20 protein-coding genes and 2 pseudogenes are annotated in these 16,911 nt (G+C 41.3%); 13 read left to right on the top strand and 9 right to left on the bottom strand.

Going from position 1 to position 16,911, the window contains the following annotated elements:
- The 3 genes from H6G77_RS31340 to H6G77_RS31330 form a co-directional block, all read right to left on the bottom strand.
- The gene (locus tag H6G77_RS31340) at positions 1 to 1,317 is read right to left on the bottom strand and encodes a hypothetical protein (protein WP_190873637.1); all 1,317 of its coding nucleotides are present in this window, start codon (positions 1,315 to 1,317) and stop codon (positions 1 to 3) included.
- A gap of 85 nt (positions 1,318 to 1,402) precedes the next feature.
- Positions 1,403 to 3,088, bottom strand: a complete 1,686-nt coding sequence (locus H6G77_RS31335) for a hypothetical protein (protein WP_190873636.1) — start codon at positions 3,086 to 3,088, stop codon at positions 1,403 to 1,405.
- Between the two features lie 182 nt (positions 3,089 to 3,270).
- Positions 3,271 to 3,627, bottom strand: coding sequence for a helix-turn-helix transcriptional regulator (locus H6G77_RS31330; RefSeq protein WP_190873659.1), 357 nt, complete (start codon positions 3,625 to 3,627; stop codon positions 3,271 to 3,273).
- A gap of 548 nt (positions 3,628 to 4,175) precedes the next feature.
- On the opposite strand from H6G77_RS31330, the gene H6G77_RS31325 reads away from it, so the two are divergent.
- From H6G77_RS31325 to H6G77_RS31305, 5 genes are all read left to right on the top strand, one after another.
- Complete coding sequence (locus H6G77_RS31325; protein ID WP_190873635.1) at positions 4,176 to 5,159, top strand: hypothetical protein; 984 nt, start codon at positions 4,176 to 4,178, stop codon at positions 5,157 to 5,159.
- 76 nt (positions 5,160 to 5,235) lie between these two features.
- A complete protein-coding gene (locus H6G77_RS31320; protein WP_190873634.1) occupies positions 5,236 to 5,757 on the top strand; it encodes a hypothetical protein in 522 nt (173 codons plus the stop codon).
- A 22-nt stretch (positions 5,758 to 5,779) separates the two neighbouring features.
- Positions 5,780 to 6,169 (top strand): hypothetical protein, encoded by a 390-nt coding sequence (locus H6G77_RS31315; protein WP_199331710.1) that lies wholly within the window; start codon positions 5,780 to 5,782, stop codon positions 6,167 to 6,169.
- A 30-nt stretch (positions 6,170 to 6,199) separates the two neighbouring features.
- Positions 6,200 to 6,421, top strand: a complete 222-nt coding sequence (locus tag H6G77_RS31310) for a hypothetical protein (RefSeq protein WP_242049361.1) — start codon at positions 6,200 to 6,202, stop codon at positions 6,419 to 6,421.
- 45 nt (positions 6,422 to 6,466) lie between these two features.
- Positions 6,467 to 7,081: a Uma2 family endonuclease gene (locus tag H6G77_RS31305; protein ID WP_190873633.1), complete on the top strand. Its 615-nt coding sequence runs from the start codon at positions 6,467 to 6,469 to the stop codon at positions 7,079 to 7,081.
- A gap of 122 nt (positions 7,082 to 7,203) precedes the next feature.
- Here the strand turns inward: H6G77_RS31305 and H6G77_RS36005 are convergent.
- Positions 7,204 to 7,596: pseudogene (locus tag H6G77_RS36005) on the bottom strand (transposase); the annotation flags it as partial.
- A gap of 52 nt (positions 7,597 to 7,648) precedes the next feature.
- On the opposite strand from H6G77_RS36005, the gene H6G77_RS31295 reads away from it, so the two are divergent.
- Positions 7,649 to 8,519 (top strand): IS630 family transposase gene (locus H6G77_RS31295; protein WP_190873632.1). Its coding sequence is split into 2 segments (ribosomal slippage): positions 7,649 to 7,957 and positions 7,959 to 8,519, totalling 870 coding nucleotides; the frame shifts between segments, so codons are not numbered across the junction.
- A 21-nt stretch (positions 8,520 to 8,540) separates the two neighbouring features.
- Here the strand turns inward: H6G77_RS31295 and H6G77_RS31290 are convergent.
- Positions 8,541 to 9,119: pseudogene (locus H6G77_RS31290) on the bottom strand (IS701 family transposase); the annotation flags it as partial.
- A gap of 13 nt (positions 9,120 to 9,132) precedes the next feature.
- Here H6G77_RS31290 and H6G77_RS31285 point away from each other — a divergent pair.
- Positions 9,133 to 9,324 carry a hypothetical protein gene (locus tag H6G77_RS31285; protein ID WP_190873630.1) on the top strand — a complete coding sequence of 64 codons (192 nt, stop codon included), beginning with the start codon at positions 9,133 to 9,135 and terminating at the stop codon, positions 9,322 to 9,324.
- Here H6G77_RS31285 and H6G77_RS31280 read toward each other — a convergent pair.
- The gene (locus H6G77_RS31280; RefSeq protein WP_190873629.1) at positions 9,321 to 10,085 is read right to left on the bottom strand and encodes an Rpn family recombination-promoting nuclease/putative transposase; all 765 of its coding nucleotides are present in this window, start codon (positions 10,083 to 10,085) and stop codon (positions 9,321 to 9,323) included. The genes H6G77_RS31285 and H6G77_RS31280 overlap by 4 nt on opposite strands.
- Before the next feature lie 221 nt (positions 10,086 to 10,306).
- Between H6G77_RS31280 and H6G77_RS31275 the strand changes: the two genes are divergently transcribed.
- The 3 genes from H6G77_RS31275 (at position 10,307) to H6G77_RS31265 (ending at position 11,973) form a co-directional block, all read left to right on the top strand.
- Positions 10,307 to 11,170 carry a hypothetical protein gene (locus H6G77_RS31275; protein WP_190873628.1) on the top strand — a complete coding sequence of 288 codons (864 nt, stop codon included), beginning with the start codon at positions 10,307 to 10,309 and terminating at the stop codon, positions 11,168 to 11,170.
- Between the two features lie 10 nt (positions 11,171 to 11,180).
- Complete coding sequence (locus H6G77_RS31270; RefSeq protein ID WP_190873627.1) at positions 11,181 to 11,474, top strand: hypothetical protein; 294 nt, start codon at positions 11,181 to 11,183, stop codon at positions 11,472 to 11,474.
- A 127-nt stretch (positions 11,475 to 11,601) separates the two neighbouring features.
- On the top strand, positions 11,602 to 11,973 hold the full coding sequence (locus H6G77_RS31265; protein WP_190873626.1) for a hypothetical protein: 372 nt from the start codon (positions 11,602 to 11,604) through the stop codon (positions 11,971 to 11,973).
- Positions 11,974 to 11,988: 15 nt separating this feature from the next.
- Here the strand turns inward: H6G77_RS31265 and H6G77_RS31260 are convergent, their stop codons facing one another.
- From H6G77_RS31260 to H6G77_RS31250, 3 genes are read right to left on the bottom strand one after another with little or no spacing between them, the layout of a single operon-like run.
- The gene (locus tag H6G77_RS31260; protein WP_190873625.1) at positions 11,989 to 12,363 is read right to left on the bottom strand and encodes a hypothetical protein; all 375 of its coding nucleotides are present in this window, start codon (positions 12,361 to 12,363) and stop codon (positions 11,989 to 11,991) included.
- Positions 12,360 to 12,692: a DUF5674 family protein gene (locus tag H6G77_RS31255; RefSeq protein ID WP_277880705.1), complete on the bottom strand. Its 333-nt coding sequence runs from the start codon at positions 12,690 to 12,692 to the stop codon at positions 12,360 to 12,362. Before H6G77_RS31255 ends, H6G77_RS31260 begins: the two co-directional genes overlap by 4 nt.
- Before the next feature lie 15 nt (positions 12,693 to 12,707).
- Entirely contained in the window at positions 12,708 to 13,034 is a 327-nt protein-coding gene (locus tag H6G77_RS31250) for a hypothetical protein (protein ID WP_190873624.1), read from the bottom strand.
- Positions 13,035 to 13,207: 173 nt separating this feature from the next.
- On the opposite strand from H6G77_RS31250, the gene H6G77_RS31245 reads away from it, so the two are divergent.
- The 3 genes from H6G77_RS31245 (at position 13,208) to H6G77_RS31235 (ending at position 16,889) form a co-directional block, all read left to right on the top strand.
- Positions 13,208 to 13,435: a helix-turn-helix transcriptional regulator gene (locus tag H6G77_RS31245; protein ID WP_190873623.1), complete on the top strand. Its 228-nt coding sequence runs from the start codon at positions 13,208 to 13,210 to the stop codon at positions 13,433 to 13,435.
- 1,077 nt (positions 13,436 to 14,512) lie between these two features.
- Positions 14,513 to 15,358 (top strand): hypothetical protein, encoded by an 846-nt coding sequence (locus H6G77_RS31240; RefSeq protein ID WP_190873622.1) that lies wholly within the window; start codon positions 14,513 to 14,515, stop codon positions 15,356 to 15,358.
- 103 nt (positions 15,359 to 15,461) lie between these two features.
- Positions 15,462 to 16,889: an RNA-guided endonuclease TnpB family protein gene (locus H6G77_RS31235; RefSeq protein ID WP_190873621.1), complete on the top strand. Its 1,428-nt coding sequence runs from the start codon at positions 15,462 to 15,464 to the stop codon at positions 16,887 to 16,889.
- Positions 16,890 to 16,911 lie beyond the last annotated feature (22 nt).

The following is a 16,911-nucleotide window of genomic DNA, read 5'->3' as shown; positions in this document are numbered from 1 at the left end:
CTACCCCTCCCATCTCACCAACAGCCCATCTGCTGCGACCAAACCCCAATGCTGACACTTCGCCACTAGTTTCTTGATCACGATCCTTAAAGCAGGGTCGTCCGCCCAACACTCCATTAGAAAATCATCCCCAGGATTTTCACGCCATTGTTCCGCTATCTTGAGCTTCTCCATTCTCCAAGGCCGCACCCTCGATCTCTCAACAACAGCCTCATAAGACCATTTTTCAGGATCGGAGTCAGCCGCCACAGCACAAACACCTTCACTATGGGCTTTTGGTTCTTGAGAGGGAGGGGCGGAATGGCTGTTTTCTAGAACGGCAGGGGCGGCGGAAAAGGTGTCTTCATGACTGGTTCCTGGTTCATCACCTAAATTCTGGTTCTCTGCCATCAACGAAGCAGACAGGCTCGGTTGAGCTTGATTCTCAGACTGGCTGAGGTTTTCAGAATTTGCAGCGACGGGCGCGGCGGAAAAACTGTCCTCATGAATGATTTTCTGGTCAACACCCAATTCTTCCTTCTTTTCTAACAACGAAGCGGATTGACTCGGCGCAACATCCACAAGCTTTAGCGTCGTGCAGTCCGTTACCGCGGGTAACTCTTCTTTCTCTTCTTCCACGCTTTTGAGGGTTTGAGGCGACGCATCCCTCAAGGATGCGATCGCCGTCTCATCACCATGCAAATTTTCGCTATTGCTGGAAGAACTAACTACCTTACCAACCACCTTAGTGGGTGGTTGGTAGGTAGTTAAAGAGTTGTTAGAAACGTTGTTAGGTTTCTGGAAGCCTTGCAAATCCTCACTTTTTTGACTATTCTTTTGGAAATGATCCAAATCAGGGTGGAATTGTTTCACTTCGGTTTGGTTTTGGTTCCTCCCGGTATGGTTGATTTCCTTCCCGGCGTGGACAGCTTTCTCGTCACAAGAATTGGTTTCGCCTGATGTGGACGATTCCCAGTAGAAGCGATTGTAATAACCGTGCAGGTTACGGACGCGATAACCTATTAGCCCAGGTCTACCAGAAGGCAATCGGCCAAACACTTCCTCATACTGAAATAATCCTTGGGCAGTCAACGCTGCACCTGCTTTTTGCAATGACTTGTAGGTGAGGTTGGTATCGAGTTTGTGAGCAGATCCACCAAATTGTTCTGCTGCAACGGAGTCTAACCATAGCTGCTGCACACAAGGAGGCTGCTGCCTCACCCAGTTGATATCCTCAATCGAGATTTTGCAGTGGGGTCGAATCGATTTTTCTTCTGTAGGTTGTTTACGATCACCCCGCTTGTGACCGCCGTTAATTGCTTTTAGTGCTGTAGTCATTTTCTCTCCTAAAATTAAGCATGACAATACGAGCGACATAGTTGCAATGCCGCATTCAGCTTTTTTCAAAGGGCGCGAGTTTTATTTACTGTTTTGTTTCTTGCCAGAAACGCAATTCGTTCTTGAAATAGCGATCAGTCTTTTTGGGCTTGTCCTTCCAATGCGCCCAAGCAACCCAAACTTCATCACCCATGTCTTCGATGACTTCACCTTTAGCGTTGTATAAAGCGCAATAAATATCCGCGTGGGCAACGATGGAACCAAGCTTAATAATCAGTTCGCCATCCAAAGAAGCAGAATCAGCAGGGTTTTCTTCAGGAACCATTGGTTCCGTAATGAGTGAGGATTCGGCTTGCTCAAGGGCAGCAATTAACTCCGTCTCTTGTGGGGTCAACTCTGCCCAGTAGTCAGATTTGATAACCTCGTACTCTTGGGCGACTTCTAAATAGTCCCACCAGCTACACCCAGGCTTGGCAAGCACAGCCCGAATGTCAATAACAGCCTGTGGAAGTAGTTGCAATTGCTCTGCTCGATATGCGATCGCAATTGGTGTTGGTTCGCTGCCGAGGATGATTGCAGCAGCTTCCAAGGCTTTGGTATTGTTCATGGCACTGGCCAGATTCCCCAAAGCAATACCCATCAGCCGTAAGCACTCTTGGGCATTCTCCTTTGGTGGTTCAATAGCCAGCGATCGCAGATCAATAGTTTTTTCTAGCGAACGCTTGACTTCCTTGTTCAGTACCTTAGCCGCTTGTTTAGTGAGAGTATTTCCCCACTGCTGAGAAGGACGTTCTTCTACTGCGCGTTCTAACTCCTGAATGCGTTTTTGTAATCGCTGGTTGTCAAGCTCCAACTGCCTCAACCCCTCCATCTCGTCCAGCCGTTGCTGTAGCTGGATGTTTTCTTGTTTCTGTTGCTGAAACAGGTTTTGTAAGGCGGTCAGTTGTTCTTGTACTTGCTGCTGGGCTTGGGTAGTTGCTTCCGCCTGTAACCCAAACCTCAAATCCTGTTCTAACCGTTCAAGTTCCTGCTGGTGCTGCTGCTTCAGTTGTGCGATCGCTTCGGCGTATTCTTTGGGGTAAGTTCGCTCGGTAGTAAATGAGTCGATTGCGACATTACTCAAATCCGCATTGTTCACCAGTTCTCTATCACCATCCGCAAAAGTCACAATCTGCTGCCAGTTGTTCGGTGGGTCTGCTTGGATGGTTCCTGACTCACCGTGTCTTGGATGAGTTGGTGACGTAACCGTGACTGTGTTGGTTTTCGGAACCATTGGTTCCTGAGTTTGGTGAACTATTGGTTCCTGAATCTGAGGAACCAGTGGTTGCTGAGTTTTTTGCCGTGGCAGACGAGGAACCAGCCTATTAGCAGCTGCGGCAAAGTCCGATTCGCTGGGTGAGGAATTTTCAGAGAGTGCGATCGCAACAGCCTGTTTCAGTTTTTCTGGTTCCTTGACCAAACGCAGCAGTGAACGGGCTTGGCGTTCGTTTTTGATATGTTCGCCCAATTCATCAGCTGTGTCCTTAACTTTCTTAGCCCCTAACAGTTGGTTGATTCTGCGATAGCCACCCCAGGCGGATAGTTCTCTTTGGCAGTATTCCTCAAAAGACTTGTAGCCAGCTTCACGATAAAGCTGGTTTTCTCTCATCTGCAATATTTCTTCTACAGCTTGCCATTCAAAGCGATCAATGGCAGTGAACGTTTCTTTAATACTGCTGTTGAGAATGCTGTAGCTGGGTGCTGATTTTGTTTCGCGGTCTAGTGTCAGCATAATTATTGCCCACTATTGGTAAATGCACGAAAACAGACAGAAAATGCAATTTAACCAAAGTGAACACTGATACTGATCTTCAGGTTTAACTAAAACTGTGTCAGCATTATAAGTAGCTCACTTTGTAGTGCAACGATTTGAGCAGGCGATCGCTTTGCTTGCCCGGCGGGCGATCGCTCTGACTACGCAACAAATAAAGAAGTTGGAGATTGATTATCTGTTGAGTGCATTTTTCTGGTTTGGTTAGATTGTTCAAGTTCAGTTTCACCTGGAGTCTCAGCCGGAGTGGGTGTCACTGGATCTTTGGTGTAACTGATTAAATCTATTGGTGTAATTTCACCTGTTAAATCTTGTGCCAGAAAATTTAGCGCATTGCATAGCTTATTTAATGATTCACCATCAAGTCGCGGCATGGTTTTAGCTTTTCGTAAGTTAGCTATCGAGTTGTGGCTAACACCCATAGCTTTAGCAAGGTCGCCTGCTCTAATGTCATACCTTGCCATAACTTCTTTTAATCTCCACCTAATCAAAGTCTGCATCACAAAATCAACTCCTCCAGCTTACTTCTATCCAGACTATACCACAAATATCAGAGCTATACTGATAAATATCAGCTTTACTCTGAAAAATATCAGTTTAGACTATTGACTACTGAGAAATTTCAGAGTAGACTTGTAATTACAAGGGAGAAATAAATTAAATCCGTTTTTCCCTGATGTCTAAAATGCTTGCAATTACTCACCCTGAACAGCAAATCTAATTTGACTGATTTAGGTGTAACAAAATACAGGCATTAATCAGGAAACAAGAGATATACAGCCACAAATAAGTTTGCACTGAATCAGAGCTATCCCCACACAAGACGATGCAATAGCTGTTTGATGCGGTTTTAAGTCTTGTGCAACTATCTTCTGTTCAGTCTTGATTATGCTCAAATTCTGCTGGCGTTGAACCATATATTATGGCTCCGCCAAAAATCTGTGAATGCGTTGTGGCTCCCCCACAACGTTGTTCATTAAAAATCAAAGGCGATCGCCCAGCCTGGAAAACTAGCGATCGCCTTCTACCTTAAACAAGGATCTTAATTATGCCTTACATTGCACATACACAGCAACCCATCAGTGAACAAGACCTAGCCCAAGCCGAACTCACGCAGTACATCAGCCAGCAAGCGCAGGCTGTAGCCCCCGAACCCCTCACTACAGTCGAAATCAATCCCAACCATTTCGATATTTACGCTGGAAAATGGCTGGTTGCATACATCACTTATGATTATGACGAGTTCGTAACACAACCTTGGGTAGTCATGGTGAATGGTGTTGAGAAATTCCGTCACACCACACAAATACAGTGTCACCGCTTCATTAACTGGCATCACAAGGATGGAACTCTCAACCCTCAACCAAGCGCAGATGTCCCAGAAGTGCCATTTATCTCAGAAATTTCATTCTACGACCAAGAAGTATTAGCAGATGGTGAACTCTTGGCCAGCGTCAGCTACAGCCATGACGACGAGCAAAACTCTTACTGGCAAGTCATGATCAACAACGTGGAAATCTTTACAGATTCTACTCCTGCAAGATGTCACAGTTACGTCAAGCAGCAGTATCAAGCAGGGTTATTACCAGTACAGAAACCGTTTGAAGAACCATTTCAGGCAGGGGAGCAGGGAGCAGGGAGACAAGGTGAGGAATTTTCCCCTCTGCACCCTGCACCCTGCCCCGTTGCTTCTTCCACTGGCAATGAAATCATGGTGCAGATTGCCCAGGCTTGTGAAAACTTTGGTCTTGAGTTGTTAGACGATGGAATCTACAGAGGCGACGAGAAATTAGGCGAAGTTGGAGAAACCAAAGGCGCTTGGTGGTTTGTCCGAGCCAATGAATCCTCTGAAAAAGCACCCTGTGACTCTGCGATGGATGCTGTCTATTGGCTGTCTATGGTCGATACTCTACCCTCTACTGAAACTTTGGATTACGAGCAGTTACTAGAACTTCCATTCGACCAACTGACAAGTGTGCAATGGCAGAAGTTACTGGAGTATGAACCAGTGCTAGAACTAATCGCTGCGTAAATAGAATTCGGGAGTCAGGAGTAAAAATTCTTCTGATTCCTAATTTTTTCTCTTCATTTATTCACCAATTAAAACAATGGAACCAACAATCTCAATTCCTCCGGTTTGGCATTATCCTCGATTTGGCTTTGGACAACGGACAGAACGCGGTCAAATTATAGGCATGAAGTATTACGCCGAAGACACATACTTAGCTGACGAATATGGTGCAGGTTGGCGATATATTCTGCTACTAAACAAAAACGCTGAAGATGATGAAACACGGATTGAGGATGACATAAAACTGCTTTCACCGCAGGAATTAAAGACGGTTTTAGAAACAGAAATTACCAACCATTTGCGCCAAGTTGAATCACTCAAACACGAGTTGAAAGCAGTTGGTGTGAGTGTTGTGTTAACTGAATCCACTGATAAAAAACTCACCCAGCCGCCTTATCCATCTCTGCACGATTTAGTTGATGCCGGGAAATTTATCCTCAAAGAAATCGCAAAACACCCCGATTATTTAACACTTGGATATCAGCCAGATTTAACTATTGGCGATGCTGAGACTGCGCTTTCTTATCTGGAATTGGAACTCGAACCGAATCAACTCTAACGCTACATCAGGAGACTGAATTATGAGCATCAGATGGGACGAAAATGAACTAACAACTTTGCATGAGATGGCAGAAATGTACACTCCTAAGCAAATAGCTTTTCGCCTAAAAAGAAGAGGATATACACGGACAGTATCAGCAGTTAAATCCAAATTACAGGCTTTGGGATATTCTACACGCCCTACTTTGGATAATTACAGTTGTCGTGAGATTGCTAAAAACCTTCGTTTGCATTCAAATACTGTTGCCAGGTGGGTAAGGCTGGGTTGGTTGAAAGCCACAAAGCGTTCTGTTCATTGTTATCAAGTCAAAAGTCGGGATTTGAAACAGTTTTTCACAAACCCTCCCGTTTCTATTAAAAAGCGGATTTCCGAAATAGATCCACAAGTTGTTAGGTATTTAGTCGGTTAATCAATCGTGAAAGTAAAATAAAATTATCCTATGTCTAAACCCCCAACAATGTTACTCCCAAAACTTGAACAACAACTGCTTCAACTTGACCAGAATGAGAAACTGTATATTATTCAACTCCTAGCCCAGAGTCTCACAATACAGGATACTCAAAAAGAACAACCAACCAAACTCTCCCAATTTTTTCGTCAATCCCCCTTGGCTGAAGTGGGTGAAGAACTTGACCTGAGCAGAGATCACAGCCTGATTTAAGATGTCTTCAGCCGATGAACTACCTAATATATGTGGACGCGCTAGATGACTCAAGCTCTACCCAACTTAACAACCTTTGAACAATTTATTGAGTGGTATCCCTCAAATGGGATGCAATATGAGTTACATAAAGGAGTTATTGTTGAAATGCCACCCCCAACCGGCGAACACGAGAATGTTGTTGGATTTTTGGCAGCACAGATCACTTTTCAATTTTTGCAAATGGGACTTGGGTTTCGCATACCCAAAACTGCCTTTATCAAAATTGAGAGTAATAATTCAACCTATTCTCCCGATATTTTGGTATTAAATCATAGCAATCTTGTTAATGAACCTTTGTGGAGCAAACAATCGACTGTGATGCAAGCGGAATCTGTACCAATTGTTGTCGAAGTAGTCAGTACCAATTGGCGAGATGACTATTACGACAAGTTCAGGGATTATGAAGAAATGGGAATTCCTGAATATTGGATTGTAGACTATGCTGCACTCGGTGGCAAAAGATTTACTGGTAATCCTAAACAAAAAACTGTCACCATTTGTAATTTAGTTGACGGCGATTATCAAATGACTGTGTTCAGGGAAGATGATGTGATTGTATCACCTTTATTTGCCCAACTAAAATTGACAGCACAACAAATTTTTGATTCGGCTTTGTAGAAAGCCGAGATTTAAAACAGTTTTTCAATAATCCTCCGGTGCTTATTAAAAAGCGAATTTCTGGAATAGATCCACAAGTTGTTAGATACTTATAGGACTTACGCATTGACAGAAAGTTGATACTATGCAATCAAGCCCAACTTCTGTGTTAGGTGTTCTAAAATAAAGTCACGAGCTACTTGAAGAGATAATTTCCTTTGGATTTCATACCAATTTTCAATTAACTCTTCGGAGCGCATTAGTTCTAGTTGTGTAAAAGCTCGAATTGCACTAAAAAAATGAGTTCTAATTGCTTCAGATGTCCTCACCATAAATCGACTAATGCCACACACTTGTTTAATAGCTCTGTGGTAACACTCAATACCCCAATGTATTGAATGAAGTTCCCTAAATTCTGTTTTAGTAATTGAAGAGAGTGCATCTTTTTCAGGGATATACATAATGTAATATCGTTTTGTTTCGTTTTTGAAACTTCTCTGAAAGACCTTCACCTGACCAAAATTTTTCAGATATATAGCAGTCGAAGCATAAATTAGGACATAATAGAATAGAAATGAGTCTAAAAAAATGCCAGCATCTTATAGTTACGATTTAAGAACAAAGGTGATTAATGCGATAGATAGTGGAATGAGAAAGACTCAAGCCAGTCGCATATTTCAAATTAGCCGGAATACAATAGACACTTGGTTAAAGAAGAGAAAAGATACAGGAGATTATCAGGCGAAAGTAAGATATCAGCAAGGATATAAACCCAAAATAACTGATTTAGAGCAATTTCAGCAGTTTGTGCAAGAAAATGGCAGTAAAACTCAAGCAGAAATGGCAGAAGCTTGGCCAGAAAAGATTAGCGATCGCACTATAGGAAAAGCCTTGAGAAAAATTGGTTATACCCGAAAAAAAAACCTACGGGTACAGAGAAAGGGATGAAGAAAAAAGGCGGGAATTTCAAGCCAAAATCAGTCAAAAAGAACGCTCACAGCTAGTTTACGTTGATGAATCAGGAATAGATAATCGAGAAGATTACGGTTATGGATGGAACCCCAGGGGAGAAAGATTTTACGATGTAAAATCAGGAAGAAGAAACCTGAGAGTAAGTATTATGAGTGCTTTATGTCAGGGAAAGTTAGTTGCTCCGTTGACCTTTGAAGGTTCGTGTAATCGATTAGTCTTTGAGAAATGGCTGGAAGAAAAACTTTTACCTGAACTCAAATTAGGACAGACAGTTATTTTAGATAATGCCACTTTTCACAAATCTCAGAAAATTCGTGAATTAATTGAATCTGTCGGGTGTGAACTTGAGTATTTACCACCATACTCTCCTGATTTAAACGATATTGAACATTATTGGTTTCCGATCAAAAACCGAGTCAGGAAATCAGTTGGTACTATCGATAATTTTCGGGATAGAGTTGATACAGCTATTCGTTTAACGTCCTAACCTATACTTCGATTGCTATACTATTAAACCAGATTCTGGGATTTCTAGATGTTGAACTTGAGTAAAATTCTTACCATCAATCGAACATGAGCGATTTTTAGCTATTCCAGTCAAAAACCCTAACTCTTTGTCTTTAAAGAATTTCAGGTTTTTTTGACTCGAATACCAGGTGTCAGTAGTTACTGTTTTTGGACTTAACCCCCAACTTAAAACCTCAATTATCATTTCTTGTAAATAGTCATTTTTGGTTTTTCCTTCTTGCTTGTTATAAATGCGATAATTAACAGGCACAGATTTTCCTGAAAAATCCGTGTAATACAAGGTGATTAATTGAATTCCTTTGACTGCACGGTGATGCCTACCTGAGTAATAGTAACCAATCAATTCTGTTATTTCTGGGTCACTATGAGGCTTATCAATTACCGTATCGTCCCCGCTTAAAATACCTCCTATTAAATTAATATTTGGCTTTATTTCTTCAAATAAATCTTTGGGTTCATACTGCTCACGCAGCAAAAATCTGTTGACACTATCATGAGACAAATCTTCCATTATTTCTGCCAACCTTGTGCAGCCTGGATATTTTGATTCTGCCAACAAGAACAGAGTGTAAGTGTCGAGGTTACATTTTGCGGTGGATGGCTTGCTAATAGCTCTGATTGTCTCAACCCTAAATACGCTCTGCACGTCAATTATCCGTCTTTCCAGCCCCAGAGTGATTAGCGATCGCCTGTTTATGCCTGATTTTCCTTACTACATTGTTTGTCTAATTTGTCAATGCGTAACTCCTAACTTAGTTGATTAATCAATATCTGAAGTTTGCTGCTGTAACTGTTGTACTACTTCTGGGGGTAAACCTGTTAGTCGAGAGATCGCGTCAACAGCCATGCCCTCAGCTAACAGGTTGAGGGCGATTTCACGGACTTTCTTGTTGCTTCTTTCAGCCTCAAATGATTGGTAGATTATTGACTCGCGCATAACGTCTTTTCTTAGCAAACGCTCAATTACTTCTTCCTCTAAAACTAAACTAGCTAAGATTGCAGTAGCCGCCGAAATATGACTTTGTGCTTGTTTTTGAGGAAGTGTATCAATAGTTGCAGCTACTTGTTGTAGTGTTTTAACCTTGTTAACCGTAGCACTTAAGACGGCAAATGGTAGCAATCCTATAGATTTTAGAAATATATCTGTGGATTGCTCCCACAATCGAATTATTTCAAACTTATGGTGAAGTTTTTTAGTAGAAAATGTGGTGTTATACACTTGCTCAGATGTAGTTTTTTCTAGATAAATTACTACTTGATGTATCTGTTTGTCAGGAAAGCGTTCGTAGATTCGCACATAGTAATAAGCCATCTCGAAAGGTAGATTTTCATCAGGCTTTGTTCGGAATTCAATATGCAATACAACTTCGTTTGATTGCAACAGTATCACGCCATCATTCCGCATTGGTTCCCAAGTCACCCCTGTTGGACTTAATAGAGTTAAAGTGATGGGTTCACCTAACAGCCAAGTTGCAAAATCAGAAGAATATAGTTCAGCAATTAATTTACAAGTATTGTCAAACATTGATAGAGGTTATTAATATATTTGGTTAGAATTATTGTAAAATATTAGCCAATTTTGTAGTTAAGATAGTTACAATAATAAATCATAAGTTATTGTATTTCTCTTTATCAATTTCTTTCCAAAAAATTAAGAGCTTCGCTAAAAGTTTAGAAGTTTGTCATTCAATAATTTTTGGCAAACATCCTGAAACAGTATTCGATAAAAATTGGAGATAATTGCTAATGGCTGAAATCAAACTAGGCTTAGGTAATCCACCTCTTCCTATTTACTTGTACGTCAAGAAAGTAGAACTCAACGGTCAGGTTTATGGTTGGTATAACTTTGATGTCGCTCTCGATAAACAGACTCCCATACCTCAAAGAGCATTGACAGGTTATATCAGCGAAATACAACTGACAGATAAAGAGTTCAAGGGCAAAGATAATTTGAAGTTAGATATTTTTATTTTGGCTGATGAACTTTACGTTGTCCGAAGCGGGATTGAGACTAACTTTACTAAGTCTTTCTTACTCGCCGCATCAATTGTAGAAGACTTCTCTAGACCTCTAACAATTGTTGCTAATCCCGGAGAGGAAAACGTCGTGTTCTGCGGGTTATATGATGCTTTAACCAAGACCAAAATCCGCCGAGATTGGGATGCAAACGCTGACTGGGCAGGACTATTACAGCAGATTCAATCAAGATTATTCACCCGTCCTAAATATGATTTAGACGAGGATGAACGCGATCGCCCCGTTGTACAACCACCTTCTCCAACGCCTGCGAAATCTAATACAGTTCATCCCCAAGACTTGCGCGTAAAACAAGTCCGCATATTGACTAATTATCCAGTGGACTTAATTAAAGAGTGGTTGCAGTTTCAAGATGCTTCGGCTCCTAGCCAACTTCCTGTTGCTGTTGTTGATAGGCTGGTGAGAGATATTTGCTTGGCTTGGGCTGCTGACAAGGTTGATTCAAATCATGCCGCCGCTTCTTATCAGCAACAAGTATTGGGAGCGATCGCCTCTGGGACTACTGAGATAGAAGCCATCCAACAGTGGATGAATTATGTTGCAGGACTGGTAACACCTGTAGCTTCTCGTTAGATATTTAATAATGCAGCCATCACAACGGCTGCTAATTTTTTCCAGCGAAAGCTACACTCATTTTTTTGAGAGTTATTTAGGAAAAAATATGGCAGAATTATCACGCATCATTCAATTAAGAGTAGAAGAACTAGAAACCAATTTAGAGCTAACATACTCGGAAATTTTTACCAAAGTTTGTCAAGAAAATAATCTAAATGCGTTGGCTCTTGAAGAAGTTCTAGAGTGTGATTGTCCACACGGATTAATTGGGCTTATTCAAGATTCGGATGAATCATCCATTTTAGGTTATCTCAACAAATAAGAGCAATATCAATATTAAGAGTAAACACAATGTTTAGGTGGGATGTTGGTATGTATTTCAGGAGTTTTAGGAAGTGCTTTGTTGAATGGATGCCTGGATTTTGATGGAACCCAATAGGAGAGCCAAAATGTTAAAGCTTAAATATCTAAACCTTTTTGTGGCTGCTTGTGGAGCAATTGTATTAGTCATTGGTAGCATTATCGGTATTAAAGGAGTAATCAAGGGAGAAGGTGCAAAGACTTGGTTTGCAGCTATATCTTTCATGCTAGGTGGAACAGCATTGCAAGCCGCAGCCCTCAACCGTTTTTTCAAATATCAACTCGATGAAAAAATAGAGCGAACTTTAAAGCAACAACTTCAACCAATACCAACACCTTGCAGAGGGTGTCGCAATTTTCATGGTCTGGAATATGGAGGGGTGAAGCTTGTATGTGCAATTCATCCGCTAGGAGTAGAGGGCGATATTTGTCCAGATCACGACAAGTTCAGCAAGCCCTAACTAATCACCCCAGCATTAAGCACTTAGTGGTTCTGGTTCTGTATCGGCTATCTCCAAAACCCGACGCAACCAATCCCCACTTGCAACAGCCGCAGCTTGTTTTTGTTGGGCATCAGACCATATTTCGTCCCAGTGGAATAACCAATTAGTCATTAAACGCACTAAATCAACTAATTCACAAGCCCGGTCAATGTCATCCGCTTTCACCATGTCTGGTACAGTCCACTCAATAAAATACCGACTTTCTTTTACCAGAGGCAGCATTAAATCCTTTGATGAGTTTTGAGTCCAGAAAGACTGAATTTGCGACAAGTGATTTGCTAAATGATGTAAGCGAGTAGAAACATCATCTTGCATAAAAATTTTTTGCTCTGGAGTCACTTCAATCATAAGTTTCCCAGGAATTCAATAATGATTTGGGCTACCCTTTCCCTAATATTAGGGTCAAGTATTTCCATTGTACGATTCTGGCGAGGACGAAGATTAACCATCAACTCAAAAATCAACCTTCCAGTGATGGGCATAAAGCTGGCAGCCCAAATATCTTGTTGTCTACTGCCGTCATCTAACAATTTTTCTTCACAATCCGAGTGCAGACCACCGCCACCAACTAACACTCGTCGTTCTATATCAACTGCGGTTTTGATGTAAAACTTGTGTTTTTCTAGCATTTGCTCAAATTGTTCAGGCGTGGCGCGTGAGCGTAACAACAGAATCAATCAACTAACCTCACTCTATTCTTCAACTTCCGGTAACTCAATTTCACCATCCTCTATGAGGCACCTCCAGTCAACATCATCCACATCTATAGATTCGTCGTACTTATCAGCCTTAAGTATTTGTTTGATTAATTCTTCGACAGGAATTTTTAATATGGCAGCTTCTTGCCGTAAGTCCTTGCAAATTTCATCCCAATTATCTGCACTAGATACCCGGTCAATCAAAATAGCTTCAGCCATACGAGTCTTAGAAACACCTCTGGTATGTCCCCACAGAGATAAACGGATTTCTTTAACAATAGGAAGGTTTACCGGAAATCGGCGATCTCGTTTTCTAATCATAAGAATGTATGTCAGAATAATTACTAATTTTAGCAAATTTAGTGACTATTTAGAAACCAATTAGTATATTTTTAGTTTCTGAATGGTACAAAATAAAAAGAGCGCCCCGATAATTGGCTTTATCGGGACTTCTCCCAGTACAGACACACCTGTAGTCAGGAGCAACCGCAATTATGGCAGAAATTACAAACTTAAATGACTTTTTCATTCTTCATCCCATGTATCACCGCTCACTTGCAGAGCTAATGGGAGTATCCACATCGGCTGTTGACAAGTGGAGTAATGGTGATCGCCGAGTTAACCAAAGAACATTAAAAGAGTTGAACAGGCTGCATATATTTCTAAATACCAATCCACAGGTTAGAAATAAATACGTCAAACTTACACAATGTGCAATTTAAGGGAAAGAACTGCACATTGTGTAAGTGAATTTATTGCCCGCCCCCTGCGGGTTTTATATTATGTAAATAGTTCAACGGTTCGACTTTAAGAATGGAGTATCTGAACAAAACACAGTGTCGAGAATTGTTAAGGATTCAGTCGAGGGACACGATAAATAAGTACCTGAAAGCCTTGGGCTTATTCGAGAGAACAAGATTTGGTTGGTCGGAAATTAAACGAATACTAGAACTTCAGATATTTCTAGGGCTAAAACATGGAAGAAATGCTATATCAGACTTTGAAGAAATGTCCCAAAGAGAGTTAGAGCAGACATTTAAAAGCTATGGAGTAGATGTAAATGCTCGATTAGAGGCGCTGCAAAAAATACATAGGGACTCAGTACAGCTAAAACCAGTTTTACGATAAGTCTCTTCAAAAAAATGCCTTGCTTACTTTTTGAGTGATTACAAGCCTACACACCATAAAATCAATGCTCTACAAGCTTTTTGCCTTTGATGACAGACTACATTCACTCTGCGGAATTTTCGATAAAGAGCATGAAAAATTCATTGCTAAATCCATAGAGATTCATGTTACTTTAATACTACACGCTTGAAACGCTTATCCAGCATGGAATCGGCAGAAGGTTAGCGAGTGAAGTGTCCCTTTTTCAACTTTAAAATCCCGGAAATCAGACACTCTTTTTTTCAGAGTTAGGGGTGAGTGTAGTATTGTTCAATCAAGTATCAGTGTTTAAATATACGGGTGTAGGGGTGTAGGGGTGTAGGGGTGCGAGTAGAAAGAATTAGATAGGAGGATGCTGTTAAAATTCAATACCAAATACAGATCAAAAGTTTTACTGTTTTAAGTTTCGTCCGCGAACAAATAAAAACTTCTTCCCTACACCCTTACACCCCCACACCCTTACACCCTCATGTACAGAAAGGAAAAATACACAAAAACATCTCTTGATGGAGAGGTTGAAGTTATAGAAATAGAAGAAAGGAATCCGTCAGGTTTGTTAGAATTTTGTGGAGCGATCATCGCAATTAGTCTCTCAATTTTGGTAGTCACTTTGATTGTGCAAAGTTGGAATCATGCCAGTAGTAGTAATAGAAGAATGGATGAGCGAATCATCCAATCTGAGAAAAATTTGCCAACAGATCCGTGGGCGAGAAATTAGCGATCGCACATGGTACGACTGGGAGCATTTAGCGGGGGCGAATTACCCGCAAGGGAAGCCTGTGGCAAAAAGAAAATACACCCAGGAGCAGACAGAAATGCTGCTATGCTTGGCGTGGCTTCGGAAGCACTTCCCAGGGCGGAAGGTGACATATAGAAGTTTGAGAGACTTCCACAAAAGTAACGAATATAAAATTGATGAAGTACTGGAGAAATTCTGTGAGCAAGTAAATTCAGGTGAACCGTTTGTAGCAGATGAAGTGAAGCAAGAACCCCCAAAAATCGCACTATCTGAAGTCAAGAAGTGTTGCGACCGAATTATGGGGCGGGAGCTTTCGCGGAACTGTTGGGCGGCTTGGAAGCAATTTCTGGGTATTCCCAAATACGAAAGGTTTGTAGACGAAGGGAAAGCCTCTTTGCTGTCCTATATGGCCTGTTGGAGACACGACCATCCCACAAAAAAGTTTCCTTCAGTGTCTCAACTACTAGTGATGATGAGGCACTGGTCACGTAGGGCGATGAGTTTTGAATCAGCTTCCAGTAGCAAGGCGTGGCATCAATGGCAAATGCGGGGATGTAAAGGTAAGGATCTAGTGAAATATCTAGCGGTATGTGGATATAAAGTCTCGATCCGCACATTGTATAAATGGGGAGATTTTAGCCAACGAAGGCATTATTCCCCGTCAGAACTGGCACGATGGAAAAATTTAGCTAAAACAAAAAGAAGCCTCACATCCGACCCGAAGGGCGGTGTGGGATGAATTTTTGGGCAATGACTAAAAGACCGACAACCAAATCAATCCGTAGGATTGAATATATTGCTCTGAAATAACAATAGTGATTAAAAACAGGAGGTGAGTTGCTTTGTTGCTTAACTATCAGTATCGAGTCTATCCAAATACCAATCAAAAGCTAGAACTTAATTATTGGTTGCGAATATGCCAATACTGGTACAACAAGCAACTGGGTGATAGGTTTGATTGGTGGGAGAACAACCGCAATAATATCAATGCTTGTCCGTTAATTTGCCCATTGCCTCAACTGCGAGATAATCCCAGTTATTACTCTCAGAAAAAGCAATTACCTTCTATCAAAGAAGATTTGATAAAAGTTTTTCATTCTGGAGAACTACTAGATTTCTCTCGCGTACCATCCCAAACATTACAGGATGTTTGCAAACGTGTAGATTTGGCATTTGGTCGTTTTATCAAAGGTGACAGCAACGGTAATCGTAGTGGCAAACCACGATTTAAAAACGCTGCTCGTTACCGCACTATGAGGATAGACGGACAAACTATAACTATAGAGCAAGTAGAGAAAAATTGGTTATTTGTATCTTTCTCTAAACTCGAAGGGTGGGTGAAGGTACGACTACACCGACCACTACCAGAAGGGTTTACTCTCAAAAATGCGTTGCTAACCCGAAAAGCTGATGGGTGGTATTTAACGATTTGCCTAGAAGATCCAAACGTACCAGAATTTACACCTGATGAAATAGTACCGACATGGGAAAATACGATTGGACTAGATGCGGTACTTCATGAAGATGATTACCTGGCTACTAGTGAAAATACCAAACTACCTGCACTGAAATCATTCAGAAAATTAGAAAAACTACTAGCTAAAGTGTCGCGTCGTAAATCTGCTAAAAACAAAGGCAGTAGAGCAAGACGTAAACTAGCAAAACGAGAAGCACGGGAACATCAGCGTATAGCCAGGGCGAGAAAAGACCACGCTTTTAAAACTGCTCATTCTCTTGTCAGGACTGGTAAGAAAGTTTTTGTACATGAAGATTTAAATCTAAAAGCTTTATCGAAAAGGAATAAACCTAAACAAGATGAAGATGGTAAATATCTTCCCAATGGTCAATCTGCCAAGTCAGGGTTGAATAAATCTTGGAATGATGCTGCATTTGGTAGCTTTTTCAAAATCCTAGAATACATAGCTGGGAAAGCTGGGGCTAGGAAGATAGCAGTAAAACCTGCATACACATCTCAATTACTCGCGTATCGTGATGAATTTGTGTTTACTGATTGCAGCATCCGCGAGTATTGGGATGAATATGAATCGCTGCTTGTTGACCGCGACGTGAACGCCGCAGTTAACATAAAGCGCGTCGGGCTGGGACTGTTCCCGACTATAAAACGCCGTAGCGGGAATCTGGTAGTAACTCAATCTACTACCCATAGTACCGCGAAGGAAGTTCTGGTAGTTCTTCGGAATGCTAGAAGCTTACACCGACCGCAAGCGGTCGGTGTAAGTAGTTCACCATCACAAAAAAGGGCAGCATGATACGACTACTTGATAAATTCAA

Origin of the sequence: Aulosira sp. FACHB-615, from assembly GCF_014698045.1 — a bacterium.
In the GTDB taxonomy this organism is placed as follows: Bacteria; Cyanobacteriota; Cyanobacteriia; order Cyanobacteriales; family Nostocaceae; genus Nostoc_B.
The sequence above is the reverse complement of the archived record's forward strand: the minus strand, read 5'-3'. Positions and strand labels throughout refer to the sequence as shown.